The following is an 18,716-nucleotide window of genomic DNA, read 5'->3' as shown; positions in this document are numbered from 1 at the left end:
AAGACAATGACGAAAAAGGGAGTAGGCCGGGCAGGGCGCCCGGCCGGATTGCGAATTACTGGGCGGGCGGGGCGAAACGGCGACCGGCGGAGAAACCACCGTCCACGGCGATCATCTGGCCGCTGACAAAGGACGCTTCGTCCGAAGCCAGGAACAGCGCGACATTGGCCACTTCTTCCGGTTGCCCGGAGCGGCTGAGCATGTGCTGCGAGGCGAAGAAGGCGTGGAACGCATCGTTGTCACGGACCATGCTGGTCATCGGCGTTTCGATCAGGCCCGGGCACAGGCCGTTGACGCGAATGTTGGCGTAGCCGTAATCGATGGCCATCGAGCGGGTCAGCTGGTTGATGCCGCCCTTGGACACGTTGTAGGCCACGTTGCCGTCGCAGCCTTGCAGGCCGAAGATCGAACCGACGTTGATGATCGAACCACCGCGCTGCTCCACCATCGACGCCAGCGCGTACTTGCTGGTGAGCATGCTGCCGGTCAGGTTGATGTCCATCACCCGTTGCCAGTTGGCGGTGGTGGTCTGGGTCACGCTGCCCTGGTCGGCGACGCCGGCGGCGTTGACCAGAATATCGATGCGCCCGAAGCGGCTGATGACGTCTTGCATGACCTGCTGCACCTGCGCTTCGTCGCGCACGTCGAGGGTCATGAACAGGCCGGGGAAGTCTGCCGGGGCGCTGCCGATGTCCAGCCCGACCACTTGCGCGCCTTCGGCCGCGAAACGGCGCACGCAGGCCAGACCGATCCCCGAAGCGCCGCCGGTGACCACCGCGACCTTGTTCTGCAAACGAGCCATAACTGCACCTCTTTATTGTTGTGGGCTAATGCTGTGGCCGAGTCTAACTGCAGACCGGGCCTGAGTGATCGTCCGTTGAGACTAAGGCGACAAAGCCTGTACGCAATCCCCTGTAGGAGCTGCCGCAGGCTGCGATCTTTTGATTTTCAAAGGCAAGATCAAAAGATCGCAGCCTGCGGCAGCTCCTACAGGGTTATGCGTAGCCTTAATCCGGGAATTTCAGGCGTACCCGGGCACCCGTCGGGCGGCTCTGGCAGGCCAGCGTCCAGCCGTCGGCGAGTTCCTTGGGGGTCAGTACGTCGTTGCGCGCCAACTGGACTTCACCTTCCTTGACCACGCACATGCAGGCCCCGCAAAAACCTTCTTCACAGGACGACGGCACGTCGAGGCCAGCCGCTTTGCAACTTTGCAGCAAGGTGTCGCCGGGTTGGCAGGCAATTTCGTGTTGCTGGCCGTCGAGTTCGACGATCAGCGCTTCGCATTGCGACTGCATGGCCGCGGCTCGCGCCACGGCCTCTTCGGCCAACAGCTCGTCGGGGTCCGGGGGCGAGACGAAGCGTTCGACATGAATGCGTTCGGCCGCTTCGCCCAGTGCCAGCAGCGTGCGCTCCACGGTGTCCATGAAAGGACCCGGCCCGCAGATGAAGTAGTCGCCGCCGGCCGATCCGCGCAGCAGATGATGGACCTGATGGTCCGTCAGGAAGCCCTGCACCGAATCGAGGACGTGCACCACGTGCAATTGATCAGGATGCGCCTTGATCAACCGGCACAGCTCGTCCTTGAAAATCACCGACGCCTCATCGCGGTTGGCGTAGATCAACTTGATCGGCCGCCGGCTGCCATGGAGCACTGATTTGAGAATGGAAAACACCGGGGTGATGCCCGAACCGCCCCCGAACAGGACCAGGGGCTTTTCGGTGTCCGCCTGCGGGTCCAGGCAGAAATGCCCGGCCGGTGGCAACACTTCCAGCCAGTCGCCGACCTGGACTTCGTTCATCCAGTTCGACACCCGGCCGCCGTCGACCCGTTTCACCGTGACCTTGGGCAGTGCGTCCGCGAGGGGCGAACTGGCCATGGAGTAGCAGCGGGTCAACAGTTTGCCGGCGAAGGGCACGCGAAAACTCAGGAACTGGCCCGGTTTGTAGCGAAAGCGCTCACGCAGGGTTGGCGGTATGTCCAGCACCAGCGAGCGCGCATCGGCGGTCTCGTCGATCACCGCGCACACTTGCAATGAGACGCTTGCCGTCGTCGATTCGGCCGGGGTCAGGTTCTGTTGTTGCGTGCCCATGTTCACCTCGACCTCAGAGCCCGCTGATCAGTTGGGCGTTGTCGACGCGGATCTCGGCACCGTTGACGAACCGCGACTCGTCGGTGGCGAGGAACAGCACCACGTTGGCAATGTCCCGTGGCGCCGCCATGCGGTTCATCGGGTCCTGGTCCAGCGCTTCCTGCGGGATCGGCTGACCACCGGCCAGGGCCTGGGTCATCGGCGTGTTCACGCCATCGGGGTGCACGCTGTTGCAGCGAATGCGATAGCCCTGCTGCTTGCAGTGCAGGGCGATGGAGCGGGTCATCGCCGCCACCGCGCCTTTGGACGCCGAGTAAGCGCAGAACATCGGCATGGCGCCCAGGGCGGCGACCGACGACATGTTGATGATCGAGCCGCCACCGCTTTCCTTCATCGCCTGGATGGCGTACTTGCAACCGAGGAAGTAGCCGTCGCCGTTGATCTTCTGCACCTTCTGCCACAGCTCCAGGGTGGTGTCTTCGATGCTGCCCAGGGCCAGGATCGCGGCGTTGTTGACCAGTACGTCGAGGCGGCCGAAGCGTTCGACTGTGGTCTTGACCACGTGTTGCCAGTCGCTTTCGCTGGTGATGTCGTGGCGGATGAACAGCGCGTTGGCGCCGATTTCTGCGGCGACATGGCGGCCGGCTTCTTCGTTGAGGTCGGTCAGTACCACTTTGGCGCCTTCGCGGGCCAGCAGCAGAGCGTCTTCGCGACCAATGCCGCTGGCGGCGCCGGTGATGATGCAGACTTTGCCTTCTACACGTTGCATTGTTGTTCTCCTGATCGTGCGGTTTGAAGTGCGAATTGGTCGGCCACGTGGGCGGCAGCCCGGCGACCGGAATAGATGCAGTCGGCCAGTGACAGGCCGGAGACATAGAGGTTGGAGGCGACCCCGACCGCATTGCGGCCGGCGCTGTACAGGCCGTTTATTGGTTGGCCGGCGTGGTCCAGCACCCGACCGCTGGCCTCGCAGACTTTCAACCCGCCCAGGGTGATGACCGGGCAGGGGAACAGTTTGCTGGCGAATGAAAGGTCGAGGGCATACCACGGGCCCTGATCGAGGTTGGCGAGCATCGCCGCGGATTTGCCGAACTCGTCGGCGACTTCACCGCGTGCCGCGCGGCTATAGCGTTCGACACTCTGGCGCAGCAGTTCCGGCGGCAGATGGCAGCGCTTGGCCAACCCGGCCAGGCTGGTGCTGCGTTTGGCGTTGAACAGCAAATTGAGCAGCACTGGCAGGCGCTGGAAATTCCACACTTTGCCCGGGCCGACCTGACGCAACGCTTCGCCGACCAGCGCGCGGTTGAGCAGCAGAATGGCGCGGCCATCCTGTTCTTCGACCATGGCGTGGCCGAGGGTCGCGCCGTAGATTTCTTCGTTGGCGTAACGTTGTCCCCGGGCATTGACGATCAGCCCGCGAGCCCAGGCCAGCGGCGGATTGATGAAACGCCAGGCGCTGACCTTGTCCATCCGCGCCACGCTGCCACCGGCGCTCTGGCCCAGGGCGATGCCGCTGCCATTGCACCCGGTGGCGCCCAGCGGCAGACCGGCCAGGTACTGCGGCGCGTGCTGGCTCACCAGATCGCGATTGAAGATGAAACCACCGCTGCTCAACAGCACTGCCTGTTCGGCGCGAATCAATTGGCGGATGGCGCAGGTCTGTTCGATGCGACGTTGACGGGCGCGCAAGCGGTCGGCCAGGGCCGGAGCGTACATATGAATGGCCGCGGCCCAGCGCGACAGCCGCGCATGTTGCCGGGCGGCGCGGCTGCCCGACGGCAACTGCCAGGCTTCGACGCCGAGGACCTTGTCGTCGAGGTCGAGCACCAGCCGCCGCACTTCACACTGACTGCGCAGGCGTGCGCCGTGGCGCAAGGCGCTGGCCTTGAGCGGGGCGAACAGGCTGGCGCCGGACATGCCCGGGCCTTTGGTGCGGTGACCCCGTGGCGCTGGTTTGGCGCTGGCGGCATAGGCCGGTACGGCTTCGTTGCCCGAGTAATAGAGGTAGTACTGATCGCTCGGGTACGAGGTCTTGTGCGGCGGCACGCTGGCTTCGAAGGCCGTGCCTTGACGCTCCAGCCAGGCCAGTTGCTCACGGCTGCCTTCGCAGAAATCCCGTAGTGTCTCGAGGCTGACGGCCTCGCCGACTTCCTGGCGCAGGTAATTGAACATCGCCTCGCTGGTGTCTTCATAGCCAGCCTGGCGCTGATATGGCGTACCGCCGCCGGCATAGACCACGCCACCGCTGAGTGCCGTGGCGCCACCGCCTTCGAAGCGATCCAGGGCGAGCACCGACAGGCCGCGAGTGCTGGCTTCGATGGCGGCACAGGCGCCGGCTCCGCCAAACCCGACGATCAGCAAGTCGCAGCGGTCATCCCATGGCAACGGGTCGGCGCTGTTCACTCGCAGCGCCGTCAACCGGTTCAGGCTGTCCATGTTCGGGCCTCAGCCAGCGGCTGCGAGAGAAGGTGCGGGTTTGGCGGTGGTGGTGTAGCTGCCGTCGAGGTAGACCAGCGGGGTGATGGCGTCAGTGGTGTGAATCTGCAGGATGCGTCCGATGAACACGGTGTGGGTGCCGTAGCTGAAGTGGCCGTCCTGGCGGCAGAGGATCGCCGACTGTGCGTCGCCCAGGTAAGGAATGCCGCCGGGGCTGGTGAGCCAGTTGCCACGGTCGAAGCGCGCTTCGCCCTTGATCGCGCCGCTGCACAGGTTGGCCAGGTCTTGTTGTTCGACACCGAGGATGTTCACGCAGAAGTCGGCGCCGGTCGCCAGTGCGGCGTGGGGCGAGGCGGTCTTGTTGACACAGATCAGCAGCGATGGCGGTTCGGTGCTCAGGGAGTCGACCGCGGTGGCGGCCATGGCGAAGCGTTCGGAGCCGTTGCTGGTGCTGATAATGGTGACGGACTTGGCCAGGCGGCGCATGGCCTGGAGCATGTCGGCTTTGAGATTGGCGTCGTTCATCGCACTGGGCCTTTTTTGTTGGGGGTGGAGTGCGATGGATTCTTGCTCTGGTGTCTATTTGGAACATCGTCCGAGGGGACTAGGCCTTGGCGGCCTCTGGGCCGACCAGGCTGATGTTGTGTTGTGTACATATCCGTTTTTTTGGTAACGGCGGCTTATGGTTTCGCCCTTACGGCGAGTCACTTTTTTTACAAGCGCCTAAAAAAAGTAACCAAAAAAACGCTCGCCCCTTACGTACGGCCCCTCGCTGAGGCTCGGCGTTCCTTCGCTCCGGTATTCATCCGGGGGCATTGCCCTCCGGTCGGCTTCGCTTCGACCTACATGCAATGAGTTCGACTGCGTCGAACGGCGCTGCGCGCCCATCCCCGGATGAACACCTGCGCTCAGCCTGCCGAGGGGGCGGGTGGATCAAGATCAAGAGCTGCAGGCGAGCTAACGCTCGGCCTGATGAGTGGTGAGAAGCGGCGCGGTGTGGGCTGCTCTGCTTTTGCTCTTCTGTGGGAGGGGCGGTGCGGCGATCCGACTTGCTCGCGAAGGCGGCCTGGCAGCCGACCTGATATTTGCAGATGTCCCCAATCCCTGTGGGAGCTGGCTTGCCAGCGATGGCGGACTACTGGTCGGCAGAAACCTTGCTGCTGTACTCAGTTCCTGTGGGAGAGAGCTTGCTCGCGAAGGCGGCCCGACAGCCGACTGGAATTTTGTGTATGTATCACCTCCAAAAGATCGCAGCCTCGTTGCACTCGACAGCTCCTACAGGGGAATGCGCATGCATCAGAACCAGGCCGGCCTGTAGGCCGCCTCGGGCGCCGTTGTGGTGTACGCCCCCTCGTGAGGCGAGTGGAGGTTCTGCGCAGTGGGCAACCCGGCATGGATGCCGGGTTAGCCGCCCCCGGCCATGGATGGCCGATGGCGGCGGGCCCACGGAGCAGGACCGAAGCGAGGGCATGCCGAGCCTAGGCGAGGCACCGAATGTCAGGGGCAAGAGCGTTTGGTTACTTTGCGCTTTTCAAAGTGACCCGCTGTAAGAGCGGAACCCTAAGCGGCCGTTACCGCAGAAACGGATATGTCCACCCTCAAAAGTCCATGCCGCCTGACACAAAGCCATCGCGAGCAAGCTCCCACAGTGATCTTCAGTGGCCACCAGTCTCGAATAAAACAGGGAGCTCAATGTGGGTCTGCCCGCGAAGACGGCCTGCCAGCCAACACATCACCTTCTGATTCACCCCCACCCAGATACCAGTTCCCCAAAACCACATGGTCCGTTTGAGGGATGCCCGTCGCTTTGCGCATTGTTTGAATGCCAGCGTAGGGGCACTACACCCGCCCCGTTGCACGCGCGCCCCGGCGGATGGGGTGAACAAAGGAGAACAATAAAAATGCTCAACCAAGACCTGATTCGCCAGCGTCTGAGCCAACGTGCCCGTGAGTTGGTGCCGATCCTGCGTGAACGCGCCCTGAACGCCGCGCAAGCCGGGCAGTTGCCTGAAGAAACCCTGAAGGATTTCCACGACGCCGGGTTCTTTCGCATCCTGCAACCGTCCCGTTGGGAAGGCTATGAGCTCGAGCCCAAGGATTTCTTCGACGTGCAGATGACCCTGGCCGAAGGCTGCATGTCTTCGGCCTGGGTGCTGGGGGTGGTGGCGATCCATAACTGGCAGCTGGCGCTGTTCGACGACCGCGCCGCACAAGATGTCTGGGGTAGCGATTCCAGCGTGCTGATCTCGTCTTCCTACATGCCGGTGGGCAAGGTCGAGCGAGTCGACGGTGGTTTCAAGTTGAGCGGCCGTTGGGGATTTTCTTCCGGCAGCAAGCACTGCGACTGGGCGTTCCTCGGTGCGCTGGTGCCGCCGGAAGAGGCGGGCGGGGCGCCGGATTATCGGACGTTCCTGGTGCCGCGCAGTGACTACCAGATTCTCGACAACTGGAATGTCATGGGCCTGGAAGCCACCGGCTCCCACGACATTCTGGTGGAGAACGCCTTCGTTCCCGAGTACCGCACCCATCGCGCGCTCGACGGTTTCATGCAGAACAGTCCGGGCAATGCTGTGAACACCGCGCCCTTGTTCCGCCTGCCGTTCGGACAGATTTTCGTGCGTGCCGTTTCGTCCTCGGCCATTGGTGCCCTGCAAGGTGCGGTGGATCAGTTTGTCGAGCACAACCGCGCTCGAGTCGGGGTCAATGACGGTCGCAAGATGGTCCAGGACCCGGCCGCGCAATCGTCGCTGGCCAATGCCATGGTCTGCGTCGACGAGTGCAAGACCGTGCTGCACCGCAATTTCGCCCTGATGCTGGAGCGCGCGCAGAAGGGGGAGCCATTGAGCATGCCCGAGCGGGTGAAGATGCGTTACGACTCGGCGCTGGTGGCCGACAAGTGCGCCAAGGCTGTTGGCGACCTGATGTTCAACAGCGGTGCCTCGACGATCTTCCGCAGTCACGCAATCAACCGTGCCTTCCGCGACATTCACACCGGTCGCGCCCACGTCGCCAACAGCCCGGCCAAGTACGCCTGGAACCTTGGCGGCGTGAGCATGGGGCAGGACAGCAGCGACTTTTTCCTCTGACGCTTCCCTACAGCTCTTTTTCTATGAAACGGGCTAGTCCGTTTGCGTGATTCGAGCGCCCCGTCGATGCACGAGCATTGACGGTAAGGCGAAGGTCTACGGCGCCGACTGCGCATCCAAATAAGCACAAGGATCAACCATGAAATTTTCCCTGATTTACGAAGCCCAGACGGTGGACTCCAGCCGCGAAGGCGACCGCAAGATTTTCCAAGACACGGTCGAGCAGGCCGTCCTCGCCGACAAGCTCGGCTTCGACACTTTCTGGTGTGTAGAGCACACGGCGCTGAGCAACTACTCGCACATGTCCGCGCCGGAAACCATGCTGGCTTTCGTGGCCGGTAAAACCGAGCGCATCGGCATCGGTCACGGCGTGGTCTGCCTGCCTCCGGCGATGAACCACCCGGTGAAAGTCGCCGAGCGCATCGCCACCCTCGACCTGCTGTCCAAGGGCCGTGTGCACTTCGGCGTCGGCAAGGGCGGCACCCAGCAGGAAGCCGGCACCTTCGGCTACGACCTGGCGACCTTGCAGCCGCAGATCGACGAGATGATGTACCTGATCCCGAAAATGTTCGTGCAAGACGAGATCGAGCACAACGGCGACTTCGTGCAGATCCCCAAGCGTCCGATCCATCCAAAACCGTATCAGGACCCGCACCCGCCGATGTACCTGGCGTGCACCAACACCGAATCGCTGAAGAATGCCGGCGGTCGCGGCATGGGCGCGCTGGTGCTGGGCTTCGGTGGCCCGGAGGAAATCGCCAAGAAGGTCGAGGTGTATCACACGGCCTACGACAACCGCGATGAGAAGAAGCAAGTGGGTTTCCGCCCTAATCGGCACATCGCCGCGCTGTGCCCGGCCATCGTGCTGGACGACAACGAGGAGGCGCGCCGCATCGGTATCCGTGGCCAGCGTTACTTCATGGAGTCCCTGGGCTACTGGTACGGCGGTGGCGAGCGTCCGGATCCTGAGAAGTGGAAGGACGACACCTTCGTCGACGGCAACGGCCAGAGCGTGATCAAGTCGCGCTTCGCCTCCGAAGAAGTCAGTGTCGATTTCTCGGACCCGACCATGGCGATGATGAACCCGAACCACGCCTACGGCACCGTCGAGGATTGCATCGGCTACGTGCAACGCCTGATCGACGCCGGCGCCGACGAAATCCTGTTCATCTGCCAGATGGGCACCGTGCCGCAGTGGGCGCAGCTCGAGACGCTGAAGAACATTGGCGAGAAGGTGATTCCGCACTTCCGCAAGGGTTGATTCCGGACGAGGCCTGTTGGTTAACGAATGTTCTCCATGCGGACCGAACCTGTGGCGAGGGGGCTTGCCCCCGTTCGGCCGCGCAGCGGTCGCAAAACAGGGTTGCACGGTTTTTCAGACATTCCGTGTCGCCTGGATTTGGGACTACTGCGTAGTCCAGCGGGGGCAAGCCCCCTCGCCACAGGAAGTAGCACAAGGAAATTGATCGCTTGTGTTACAGGCCTGGCACGGACGTCAGGTCACCTTTCCAACGGGTCCCCAAGGCCCGTTTTTTTATGCCTGCACTACTCCCTCAGCCACCACACCTCTGTAGGAGCTGCCGCAGGCTGCGATCTTTTGATCTTGATCTTCAGTCATTCCAACTCCGCCAAAAGATCGCAGCCTTCGGCAGCTCCTACAGGGTGTTTGTGAGGGTTGTTTAATGCCTGTCGGAATCCCAACCCGTCGGACACCGATCAAATCGAACAACTCGCCTGACACGCCCCTGTAGGAGCTGCCGAAGGCTGCGATCTTTTGATCTTGATTTACATCGACTCCGAGAAAATCGCGACCATCGATAATTCCTACAGGGATTTCCGGGTCTTGACGAAGAGGTTAAAACACCCATTATTTTGTTGGCCTTTATTGAAGGTCATTACTGCTGTAATTGTTTCAAATATATACCTGAGTATTGTGGGCGGCTGATATCACTTCTATATTTCATCAGCTGCTCGCAGCGATTGTTTTTTTGAGGGCAAAAAACAACAAACAAGCGTCACCACTAAAATCGGCAAGGAATTATTCCATGCGAAAATACAACGCAATGTTTAAAGGCCTGCTCCTCGCTGGACTACTCAGTCCACTTGTCAGCCATGGAAAACAGATGGAAGATAAGACTGATATTCAGGCATTGGCCACATCTCCTCAATGGTTGACAACCAAGGTTTATATAGAGGGAGCCCCGGAAGTCGACGTCAAGGAAAAATATCCGGGTGTTGTTGGAATATCCATGTGGGATCCCGGACGTAATCGCTATGAATTTTTTTATACCGATACCGGGCAATCAAAGTATGACAATGGCGGCGGCGGTTACTTCCTTGTCACCGGTGACAAATCAACACATATTCTGGTACCTGATAAAGGAACTGTCAGAACGGTGGTCAGAAGACTGGAAAAGTTGAATGACGAAGAATTCACCTACTCACGAGAGGTGCCTCGCGACATGGTAGATACCAATGCCCCTGTCCGGATCTATGTGGTCCATGCGCCCTACAGAGGGCCTTTAAAGACCTCGATGTCAAACTAAATGCCTTTTGGTAGTCATTTATTAAGTAGTTATTTCGATACTTCAACACGTCCGCGTTAAATGACGCCACTCTGAAGTAGCATCCATAAAATCCATAAAATAAAAGGTGTGACATGAGTATGAAAATCAGAACGCTATTGATGTCTACGCTACTACTGGCCGGAATATACTCGGCTGGCGCCCATGCACAGCCGACAACACCTTCGGCCGCAAAAGACGCTATCGCCACGCCAGATAATGCACTCATGCTGACTGTTTTCCTGAAGCACGATCAATCGCGCCCATTGGGAGAGTTGAAAGAGCAACTCGCCAAACAGGATTTTTACAAGGTGTTCCCTCCGGCCGGGGTGGAGGTTGTCAGCTGGAATATAACCATGGGGATTGGACAGGTCATCGTTTTGCGCCTGCCTGCCTCGCGTCTCGCAGCGGTCAACCTCGCACTCGAAAACACCGCGTGGGGAAGTTACCGGACAGAATTCTTTCCGACCTATGATTTCAAGGAAATAGCCCTGGCAGAGCAAAAGAAAGTGCGAGAAGCCAAGTCTACCCAGTAATCACAGAGCCAATGCGCAGCGTCTTTGCCTGTAGGATTTTCCTCGGCTTTGAACACAATCGCACTTTCCTCAAACGGGCCATTTATGGCCCGTTTCTTTATGCCTGCACTCATCCCACAGCCACCACACCGTTGTAGGAGCTGCCGCAGGCTGCGATCTTTTGGCGGAGTTGGAGTGACTGAAGATCAAGATCAAAAGATCGCAGCCTTCGGCAGCTCCTGCAGGGTTGAATCCGCTAGTCCCATTGGACGATGTTGCCCCTCCCCGAACCCGTTTGAATAGGCCCTACATAAAGTCTCCCCCGGCACCAGCCGAAGGGCGGCACCGCCTGAGTAAAACGAGGAGTGCATCCATGGATATCCGCGGTCTGGGTTACGTCACCCTGTTATCCAGCGACCTGGCGCAATGGCGCCACTACGCAAGCCAGGTGCTGGGCATGATGGTCAGCGGCGACGATGAGCTTTTGTACCTGAAAATGGACGAGCGTCATTACCGCGTGCTGGTGCAGAACAGTGCCGAGAACGGTTTCGGTGCCTGCGGCTGGGAAGTGGCCGGCAAGGCGGCGCTGGAGCAGGCGGTCAGCGAGCTGCAACAGGCCGATGTGCAAGTGACCCGTGGCACCGCCGCCGAGGCCGAGCTGCGCAAGGTTCAGGAACTGGTGCACTTCAGTGATCCGGATGGCAATCGCCACGAAATTTTCTGGGGCCCGCTGCAGGACTTCGCCCGTTTCGTCTCGCCGGTGGGCGTCAAAGGTTTTGTCACCAACGACCTGGGCATGGGCCACGTGGTGCTGCCGGCACCGGCCTTCGAACGCTGCCGCGACTTCTACGAACAGGTGATGGGCTTTGGCCTGTCGGACCTGATGAAAGTCCGCTTCACCCCGGACCCGGCCGAGCCGCAAAAGCGCATCCACTTCCTGCACTGCAACAACGGCCGCCACCACTCGCTGGCGATTTTCGAGTGCCCGATGCCCCACGGCTGCGTGCACATGATGGTCGAGGTGAATGCGCTTGATGAGGTGGGCAGAGCGCTGGACCGTGTCCACGCCAACGGCGTGAAGCTGTCGGCCACCCTCGGCCAGCACACCAACGACCAGATGATTTCTTTCTACATCAAGACCCCGTCCGGGTTTGACCTGGAATACGGCTGTGATGGCCTGGTGGTCGACTGGGACCGCCACACGCCGTTCGAAAGCACCGTGGTCAGCCACTGGGGCCACGACTTCAGTGTCGGTCGCCAATGAGGAACATGACGATGGACAAGCAAATGACTACGGCCGAGATCGTCGGCCAACTGCGTGACGGCATGACCATCGGCATCGGTGGCTGGGGCCCGCGACGCAAGCCGATGGCGCTGGTGCGCGAAATTCTGCGCTCGGACCTCAAGGACCTGACGGTGGTTGCCTACGGTGGTGCCGATGTCGGCATGCTCTGCGCCGCCGGCAAGATCAAAAAACTGGTGTTCGCCTTCGTCTCCCTGGATTTCATTCCGCTGGAGCCGTACTTCCGCAAGGCGCGCCAGGAAGCGGCGCTGGAAGTGATGGAAATCGACGAAGGCATGTTGCTGCTCGGCCTGCGGGCGGCGGCGATGAATGTGCCGTTCATTCCGACGGCGGTGGGCCTGGGCACCGATGTGCTGCGCTACAACCGCCAGATCAAGTTGATCGCCTCACCCTACGCCGATGGCAAGGACTGGGTGGCGATGCCGGCGCTCAAGCTCGACGCAGCACTGGTGCACGTCGACCGTGCCGACAAACGCGGCGTGTGCCAGATAAGCGGCCCCGATCACTACATGGACGACCTGTTCGTGCGGGCCGCGACCCACAGCTACGTGACCTGCGATGAACTGGTCGACAGCGACTACTTCCATCAGGACAGCGCCCACGCCCATCAAGTGTTCTGGGAGCGCAACCTGACCACCGCCGTGGCCCACGTGCCGGGTGGGGCGCACCCGTCGTCCTGCGCGCCGCTTTACGGTTTCGACGTCGCGCACTTCAAGGCCTACAACGCCACGGTGCAGGCGGCCGATGGCTGGGAGGGCTACGTGCGCGATTACGTCGACTGCACCCACGAACAGTACCTGGACAAGGTTGGCGGCCTGGCTGCGATCCGTGAACTGCCGTTGCCGATTTTCTAAGGGAGCCTTCCGATGAGCACTACCACTTACAGCCTCGCCGAGCTGATGATCTGCGCCGCCTCCGAAGCCTGGCGCGAAGACGGCGAAGTGTTGGCCAGCGGCATCGGCGTGATCCCGCGTCTGGCCGCTTCGCTAGCCATGCTGACCAGCAACCCGCAACTGCTGATGACCGACTCCGAAGCCTACATGGTCGCCGAACCGGTGCCTTTGGGCGCACGCAAGGGCTATGAGCCCAAGCGCGACAGCTGGATGGGTTTCTCGCGAATTTTCGACAACGTCTGGGGCGGCAAGCGCCATGCACTGGTCGGCCCGACACAGATCGACCGCTTTGGCCAGGCGAACATTTCCTGCATCGGCGACTACGCCAAGCCCAAGGCACAGATGCTCGGTGTGCGCGGTTTCCCCGGCAACTCGATCAGCCACGCCAACTCGTTTTGCGTGCTGAGCCACAACCGTCGGGTGTTCGTCGAAGGCGAGGTCGATATGGTCGCCTCGGTCGGCTACAACCCGGCCCGCCTGGCGCGCGGCTGGGGGCTGGACGACATCGACATCCGCCTGATCATCACCGACCTCTGCGTCCTGGATTTCCTCGGCCCGCAACGACAGATGCGCATTCGTTCGCTGCACCCCGGCGTGACGGCGGCGCAGGTCCAGGACAACACCGGCTTCGAGTTGCACGTGCCGGACGACTGCCCGACCACCGCGGCCCCGACCGCCGAGCAATTGCAACTGATCCAGCGTCTGGACCCGCACAACCTGCGGGCCATGCAGCTCAAAGACAACCCGCCAGGCCAGCGCTGAGCGCCCGCGTTTTCGGAGACAAGTGATGGCTGAACATAACGACAAGAACGAGGCCGAGGTGGTCCTGTACGAAGTGCGCGACGCGGTGGCAATCGTCACCATGAATCGTCCCGAGTACCACAACGCACAGAACTCGCAGATGACTTATGCGCTGGACGCGGCGTTTCGCCGGGCCTGCGATGACGATGAAGTGAAGGTCATCGTGTTGCGCGGCGCCGGCAAGCATTTCTCCGCCGGGCATGACATCGGCACCCCGGGCCGCGACGTCGACAAGACGTTCGATCGGGCGAGCCTTTGGTACGACCACACCAACAAACCGGGCGGCGAGTTTCTCTATGCCCGGGAGCAGGAAGTCTATCTGGGCATGTGCCGGCGCTGGCGCGAGATGCCCAAGCCGACCATCGCCATGGTCCAGGGCGCGTGCATTGCAGGTGGGCTGATGCTGGCCTGGGTCTGCGACCTGATCGTCGCCAGCGAGGATGCGTACTTCGCCGATCCGGTGGTGCGCATGGGCATTCCCGGGGTCGAGTATTTCGCCCACGTGCATGAATTGAACCCGCGCATCGCCAAGGAATTCCTGTTCCTCGGCGAGCGCATGCCGGCACCGCGTGCCTATCAGATGGGCATGCTCAATCGGGTGGTTGCTCGCGATGAGTTGGAGCATCAGACCCTCGACATCGCCGGGCGCATCGCCCAGATGCCGCGCCTGGGCCTGCAACTGAGCAAGCAAGCGGTGAACAACGCCGAAGACCTGATGGGCAAGCGCGCGACCATGGACATGGTGTTCGGCCTGCATCACTTCGCCCACGCCCACAACGAACTGGTGTCCGGCGACCGCCTCGGCGGCTACGACGCCAAGGCCATGGCCAGTTCCCAGCGCAAAACGGGCGAGGCGTGAGCATGGCGATTTCGTTGAATACCCGCCTGACCGAACTGCTCGGTTGCCGCTACCCAATCATCCAGACGGCCATGGGCTGGGTCGCTGACCCGAAGCTGGTGGCGGCCACGGGCAATGCCGGTGGTTTCGGTTTTCTCGCCGGTGCGACCATCGAACCGCAGCAGATGGAAGCGGCGATTATCGAAACCCGACGCCTGACCGATCAGCCGTTCGGGGTCAATTTCCACATGTACCAGGCCAATGCCGGTGAGATCGTCGAGCTGGTGTTGCGCCACAAAGTCCGTGCGGTCAGCTACAGCCGTTCGCCGGGCAAGCTAATGATCAGCCGCCTGAAAGATGCCGGCGTGGTGTGCATTCCCACGGTCGGCGCGCTCAAGCATGCACAGAAAGCCGTGGAAATGGGCGCCGATGCGGTGACCGTACAGGGCGGCGAGGGCGGTGGGCACACCGGTTCCGTGCCGACCTTGATGCTGCTCGATCAAGTGGTCAACGCAGTCTCAGTGCCGGTGGTGGCGGCGGGCGGCTTCAAGGACGGTAAGGGGCTGGTTTCTGCATTGGCCTACGGTGCCGAAGGCATCGCCATGGGCACGCGTTTTCTGATGTGCGCCGATAGCCCGGTGCCGCAAGCAACGTTGGCCCGTTACCTGGCGGTCAAGGACCCGGCGGCGATCATCATCAGCCGCGCCATCGACGGCATGCCGCAACGGATGATCCGCAACGAATTGCTCAACCAGCTGGAAAACAGCGGCGGTCTCAAGCGCCTGCTGCTGGCCTTGCAGAGTGGTCTGGCCTACCGCCGCCACACGGGCATGAGCCTGACGCAACTGCTCGGCAGTGCCCTGAAAATGCGCGGTGCCGGAGAGCTGACCGCCGCGCAAAGCATCATGGCCGCCAACGCGCCGATGGTCATCCAGAAAGCCATGGTCGATGGGCAACCGGCCGCGGGCGTGTTGCCCGCCGGGCAGATCGCCGCTTCCATCGACAGCTTGCCCAGCTGCGCCCAATTGATTGAACAGATCGTCCGCGACGCCGAAGCGCGTCTGGGCGAGTTGTGCCGCCGTGTGTCGTAAGGGGAAAAGACATGAAACCATTTAGTGTCAGCATCGATAACGGCATTGCCGAACTGGTGTTCGACCGGCCGCCGGTCAACGCCTTCAACAACCAGGGCTGGGCGGATATCGCCAGCGAAATCGAGGACCTGGGCCGCAACAACGACGTGCGGGTGATCGTGATACGTGCCGAAGGTCGCGGCTTCTGCGCCGGGGTCGACATCAAGGAACTGGCCGCCGACGGCAACCTGATCGTCGCGGTGAACAAGGGCAACTACGACAGCTTCAAGGCCATTCACCGCAACCCGAAACCGGTGATCGTGGCCGTGCACGGCTTCGTCCTGGGCGGCGGCATCGGCATCTGCGGCGCTGCCGACATCATTGTCGCGTCCGAGTGCGCCACCTTCGGTGTGCCGGAAGTGGATCGCGGGGCCATGGGCGGCGGCGCGCATTTGCAGCGGCTGTTCCCGGTGCAGAAAGTCCGCCACATGTACTTCACCGGCGAGCCGATCGACGCCGCCGAGGCTTACCGCCTGGGCGCCGTGGAGCGGGTGGTCAAGCGCGAAGACTTGCGCGAAGCCGCGTTACAGATCGCCCGCACCATCGCCGCCAAGAGCCCGGGCATGATCAGCCTGGCCAAGGAAGCGTTGACCGGCATCGAAGACGGCAATCTGGAAGACAAATACCGCTGGGAGCAGGGCTTCACCCTCGAAGCCTACCGCTCACTGGACTCTCAGGAAGCACGCGACTCGTTCGTCGAGAAACGCGATGCCCGATTCAACGGCTGAAGGCATATCCATGGACCTGACCTATACCCCGGCCCAGCAGGCCTTTCGTGCCGAGGCGCGAACCTGGCTGGCGGCCAATGTACCGAGTGAACCGCTGCAATCGTTCGACACCGAACGGGGCTTTGCCGAGCATCGCGCCTGGGAAGCCAAACTCAACGAAGGCCGTTGGGGCATGGTCACCTGGCCGACCGAACTCGGCGGGCGCGGCTGCGACCTGATCGAATGGCTGATTTTCGAAGAGGAATACTACCGTTCCGGGGCACCGGCACGGGTCAATCAGAACGGTATCTTCCTGCTCGGCCCGACCCTGATGGAGTACGGCAGCTTCGATCAGAAAGCGCGATTCCTGCCGCGCATGGCCACCGGCGAAGACATCTGGGCCCAGGCCTGGTCCGAGCCGGGTGCCGGTTCCGACATGGCGGCGATCCGCTCCAAGGCGGAACGGGTGGGCGACCACTACGTGATCAATGGCCAGAAGACCTGGTCGACCCGCGCGGTGTGGGCCGATTGGGTGTTCGGTATTTTCCGTACCGATCCACAGTCCCAGCGCCATCACGGCCTGACTTTCATCCTGCTGCCGCTCAATACACCGGGCATCACCGTGCGCCCGATTCCGCAGCTCAACGGCTTGCCGGGTTTTGCCGAGATCTTCTTCGACGACGTCAAGGTGCCGGTGGAAAACGCCCTCGGCGGCGAAGGCATGGGCTGGCACGTGGCGATGTCCACCGCCGGTTTCGAGCGCGGTTTGCTTTTGCGTTCGCCGGCGCGTTTCCAGGAAACCGCCAAGCGTCTGGTGCAGCTGTACCTGGCCAACCGCGAGCAGGCCGACCGCGACCCGGCCATCGGTGAGGCGGTGATGCGCGCCTGGCTCGATGCCGAGGCCTACACCCTGAGCACCTACATGACCGCCTCGCAACTGGTGCAGGGCGGCAAGATCGGGCCGGAGTCGTCGACCAACAAGATCTTCTGGTCCGAACTCGACCAGCGCATGCACGACACCGCCATGAGCATTCTCGGTTTGCGTGGCGAGCTGCTGCCGCAAGCCCCGGCCGCCGGTGACGTCGGCCATTGGCTGGACGGTTTCCTGTTTGCCCAGGCCGGGCCGATCTACGCCGGCACCAACGAGATCCAGCGCAACATCATTGCCGAACGCATGCTCGGCATGCCGCGTGCCTGAGGAATAGACCATGGACTTTAGTTTCAGCCGCGACCAACTGCTGTTTCAGGACAACGTCCGCAGCTTCCTGATCAACGAAGTCACCCCGGAGCGCATTCGCGAACTGTGGCAGAGCGACAGCGGGCGCAGTGAGCGGCTCTGGGCGCAACTGGTGGAACTGGGCCTGACCGCACTGACCGTGCCCGAGGCGCAGGACGGCATGGGCATGAATGAATTGGATTTCGTGCTGATTGCCCAGGAATGCGGTTATGCCGGTCTGCCCGAACCGCTGGTGGACACCATGTTGGTCGGCGTGCCGTTGCTCGCCGCCCTCGATGAGCAACACGCGGCGCTCACGCAATACTGGTTGGCGCGGGTCGCCGGGGGCAGTGCACGGCTGGCCGTTTCCGAACCGGGGAACCCGTTGGTCAGCGATGCCCATGTTGCCGATCTGCTGTTGCTGGCCCATGGCGATGAAGTGCATGCGCTGGAGCGCGATGCCGTGCGCCTGACCCGCAATGAGTCGGTCGACCCGAGCCGTCAACTGTTCCAGGTCGAATGGACGCCGACTTCCGCTACTTGCGTGGCCAGCGGCGAACAAGGAAGGCAACTGTGGGCAGCCGCCTTCAACCGTGGCGCCCTCGCCAGCGCCGCGCAATTGCTCGGGCTGGCCAAACGCATGGTCGACCTGGCGGTGGACTACACCTTCGAGCGCAAGCAGTTCGGCAAGCCGGTCGGCTCGTTCCAGGCGGTCAAGCATTTGATGGCCAACGTCGCGGTGCAGATCGAGTTCGCCAAAGGCCCGTTGTACCGCGCCGCTTATGCGCTGGCCGAGCAGCAACCGGGGCAGGATGTGCTGGTGTCCCACGCCAAGCTGGCAACGGCGGAAGCGGCCATGCTGGCGGCGAAGAACACCATCCAGGCCCACGGCGCCATGGGTTACACCTGGGAAGTCGACCTGCATCTGTTCATGAAACGCGCCTGGGCGCTGGACAAGGTCTGGGGCGATCGCGGCCGTCACAAAGGGCGGATTCGCGCGGCGTTGTTCGAGGGCAATCCAGCGTTGGGTGCGGGCAGTACGTTTTAACTCGTCAGTAAGAGTGGCGCCCCCCCCTGTGGGAGCGAGCTTGCTCGCGATGGCGGTGCGTCAGATGGCATCAATGTCGGATGTGTCGG

General features: G+C 61.9%; 17 protein-coding genes. 12 read left to right on the top strand and 5 right to left on the bottom strand.

Annotation, left to right across the window (positions count from 1 at the left end; translation table 11 throughout):
* Nucleotides 1–55 precede the first annotated feature (55 nt).
* The 5 genes from ACEN83_RS20890 to ACEN83_RS20870 form a co-directional block, all read right to left on the bottom strand.
* On the bottom strand, nt 56–802 hold the full coding sequence (locus ACEN83_RS20890; protein ID WP_095967411.1) for an SDR family NAD(P)-dependent oxidoreductase: 747 nt from the start codon (nt 800–802) through the stop codon (nt 56–58).
* A 205-nt stretch (nt 803–1,007) separates the two neighbouring features.
* Nucleotides 1,008–2,090 carry a 2Fe-2S iron-sulfur cluster-binding protein gene (locus ACEN83_RS20885; RefSeq protein WP_495578285.1) on the bottom strand — a complete coding sequence of 361 codons (1,083 nt, stop codon included), beginning with the start codon at nt 2,088–2,090 and terminating at the stop codon, nt 1,008–1,010.
* 13 nt (nt 2,091–2,103) lie between these two features.
* Nucleotides 2,104–2,859, bottom strand: a complete 756-nt coding sequence (locus ACEN83_RS20880) for a glucose 1-dehydrogenase (RefSeq protein ID WP_495578284.1) — start codon at nt 2,857–2,859, stop codon at nt 2,104–2,106.
* Nucleotides 2,847–4,526, bottom strand: coding sequence for an FAD-binding protein (locus ACEN83_RS20875; protein WP_495578283.1), 1,680 nt, complete (start codon nt 4,524–4,526; stop codon nt 2,847–2,849). Before ACEN83_RS20875 ends, ACEN83_RS20880 begins: the two co-directional genes overlap by 13 nt.
* Before the next feature lie 9 nt (nt 4,527–4,535).
* The gene (locus tag ACEN83_RS20870) at nt 4,536–5,051 is read right to left on the bottom strand and encodes a flavin reductase family protein (protein WP_007976920.1); all 516 of its coding nucleotides are present in this window, start codon (nt 5,049–5,051) and stop codon (nt 4,536–4,538) included.
* Between the two features lie 1,376 nt (nt 5,052–6,427).
* On the opposite strand from ACEN83_RS20870, the gene ACEN83_RS20865 reads away from it, so the two are divergent.
* From ACEN83_RS20865 to ACEN83_RS20810, 12 genes are all read left to right on the top strand, one after another.
* On the top strand, nt 6,428–7,612 hold the full coding sequence (locus tag ACEN83_RS20865; protein ID WP_126050361.1) for an acyl-CoA dehydrogenase family protein: 1,185 nt from the start codon (nt 6,428–6,430) through the stop codon (nt 7,610–7,612).
* Between the two features lie 139 nt (nt 7,613–7,751).
* Nucleotides 7,752–8,873: an LLM class flavin-dependent oxidoreductase gene (locus ACEN83_RS20860; RefSeq protein ID WP_007977170.1), complete on the top strand. Its 1,122-nt coding sequence runs from the start codon at nt 7,752–7,754 to the stop codon at nt 8,871–8,873.
* A 784-nt stretch (nt 8,874–9,657) separates the two neighbouring features.
* Nucleotides 9,658–10,158, top strand: a complete 501-nt coding sequence (locus ACEN83_RS20855) for a DUF4822 domain-containing protein (RefSeq protein WP_495578282.1) — start codon at nt 9,658–9,660, stop codon at nt 10,156–10,158.
* A 119-nt stretch (nt 10,159–10,277) separates the two neighbouring features.
* Nucleotides 10,278–10,712, top strand: a complete 435-nt coding sequence (locus tag ACEN83_RS20850) for a hypothetical protein (RefSeq protein ID WP_495580899.1) — start codon at nt 10,278–10,280, stop codon at nt 10,710–10,712.
* Nucleotides 10,713–11,064: 352 nt separating this feature from the next.
* Nucleotides 11,065–11,955, top strand: coding sequence for a VOC family protein (locus ACEN83_RS20845; RefSeq protein ID WP_007977166.1), 891 nt, complete (start codon nt 11,065–11,067; stop codon nt 11,953–11,955).
* Nucleotides 11,956–11,966: 11 nt separating this feature from the next.
* A complete protein-coding gene (locus tag ACEN83_RS20840; protein WP_495578281.1) occupies nt 11,967–12,848 on the top strand; it encodes a CoA transferase subunit A in 882 nt (293 codons plus the stop codon).
* Nucleotides 12,849–12,860: 12 nt separating this feature from the next.
* Nucleotides 12,861–13,649 (top strand): CoA-transferase subunit beta, encoded by a 789-nt coding sequence (locus tag ACEN83_RS20835; RefSeq protein ID WP_495578280.1) that lies wholly within the window; start codon nt 12,861–12,863, stop codon nt 13,647–13,649.
* Nucleotides 13,650–13,674: 25 nt separating this feature from the next.
* On the top strand, nt 13,675–14,547 hold the full coding sequence (locus tag ACEN83_RS20830; protein ID WP_495578279.1) for an enoyl-CoA hydratase: 873 nt from the start codon (nt 13,675–13,677) through the stop codon (nt 14,545–14,547).
* 2 nt (nt 14,548–14,549) lie between these two features.
* Complete coding sequence (locus ACEN83_RS20825) at nt 14,550–15,617, top strand: NAD(P)H-dependent flavin oxidoreductase (RefSeq protein ID WP_495578278.1); 1,068 nt, start codon at nt 14,550–14,552, stop codon at nt 15,615–15,617.
* 11 nt (nt 15,618–15,628) lie between these two features.
* Complete coding sequence (locus ACEN83_RS20820) at nt 15,629–16,384, top strand: enoyl-CoA hydratase family protein (RefSeq protein WP_495578277.1); 756 nt, start codon at nt 15,629–15,631, stop codon at nt 16,382–16,384.
* 10 nt (nt 16,385–16,394) lie between these two features.
* Nucleotides 16,395–17,561 (top strand): acyl-CoA dehydrogenase family protein, encoded by a 1,167-nt coding sequence (locus ACEN83_RS20815; RefSeq protein ID WP_495580898.1) that lies wholly within the window; start codon nt 16,395–16,397, stop codon nt 17,559–17,561.
* Nucleotides 17,562–17,571: 10 nt separating this feature from the next.
* A complete protein-coding gene (locus ACEN83_RS20810; protein ID WP_495578276.1) occupies nt 17,572–18,627 on the top strand; it encodes an acyl-CoA dehydrogenase family protein in 1,056 nt (351 codons plus the stop codon).
* Nucleotides 18,628–18,716: the final 89 nt, after the last annotated feature.

This window comes from Pseudomonas sp. Pseusp49 (genome assembly GCF_059491875.1).
Note: the sequence above shows the minus strand (reverse complement) of the source record. Positions and strands in the feature narration are given on the sequence as shown.

Excerpts from the sequence above, each read along its gene's own strand:
- ACEN83_RS20890 (WP_095967411.1), bottom strand. The coding sequence starts at position 802 with ATGGCTCGTTTGCAGAACAAGGTCGCGGTGGTCACCGGCGGCGCTTCG.
- ACEN83_RS20885 (WP_495578285.1), bottom strand. The coding sequence starts at position 2,090 with ATGGGCACGCAACAACAGAACCTGACCCCGGCCGAATCGACGACGGCA.
- ACEN83_RS20880 (WP_495578284.1), bottom strand. The coding sequence starts at position 2,859 with ATGCAACGTGTAGAAGGCAAAGTCTGCATCATCACCGGCGCCGCCAGC.
- ACEN83_RS20875 (WP_495578283.1), bottom strand. The coding sequence starts at position 4,526 with ATGGACAGCCTGAACCGGTTGACGGCGCTGCGAGTGAACAGCGCCGAC.
- ACEN83_RS20870 (WP_007976920.1), bottom strand. The coding sequence starts at position 5,051 with ATGAACGACGCCAATCTCAAAGCCGACATGCTCCAGGCCATGCGCCGC.
- ACEN83_RS20865 (WP_126050361.1), top strand. The coding sequence starts at position 6,428 with ATGCTCAACCAAGACCTGATTCGCCAGCGTCTGAGCCAACGTGCCCGT.
- ACEN83_RS20860 (WP_007977170.1), top strand. The coding sequence starts at position 7,752 with ATGAAATTTTCCCTGATTTACGAAGCCCAGACGGTGGACTCCAGCCGC.
- ACEN83_RS20855 (WP_495578282.1), top strand. The coding sequence starts at position 9,658 with ATGCGAAAATACAACGCAATGTTTAAAGGCCTGCTCCTCGCTGGACTA.
- ACEN83_RS20850 (WP_495580899.1), top strand. The coding sequence starts at position 10,278 with ATGAAAATCAGAACGCTATTGATGTCTACGCTACTACTGGCCGGAATA.
- ACEN83_RS20845 (WP_007977166.1), top strand. The coding sequence starts at position 11,065 with ATGGATATCCGCGGTCTGGGTTACGTCACCCTGTTATCCAGCGACCTG.
- ACEN83_RS20840 (WP_495578281.1), top strand. The coding sequence starts at position 11,967 with ATGGACAAGCAAATGACTACGGCCGAGATCGTCGGCCAACTGCGTGAC.
- ACEN83_RS20835 (WP_495578280.1), top strand. The coding sequence starts at position 12,861 with ATGAGCACTACCACTTACAGCCTCGCCGAGCTGATGATCTGCGCCGCC.
- ACEN83_RS20830 (WP_495578279.1), top strand. The coding sequence starts at position 13,675 with ATGGCTGAACATAACGACAAGAACGAGGCCGAGGTGGTCCTGTACGAA.
- ACEN83_RS20825 (WP_495578278.1), top strand. The coding sequence starts at position 14,550 with ATGGCGATTTCGTTGAATACCCGCCTGACCGAACTGCTCGGTTGCCGC.
- ACEN83_RS20820 (WP_495578277.1), top strand. The coding sequence starts at position 15,629 with ATGAAACCATTTAGTGTCAGCATCGATAACGGCATTGCCGAACTGGTG.
- ACEN83_RS20815 (WP_495580898.1), top strand. The coding sequence starts at position 16,395 with ATGGACCTGACCTATACCCCGGCCCAGCAGGCCTTTCGTGCCGAGGCG.
- ACEN83_RS20810 (WP_495578276.1), top strand. The coding sequence starts at position 17,572 with ATGGACTTTAGTTTCAGCCGCGACCAACTGCTGTTTCAGGACAACGTC.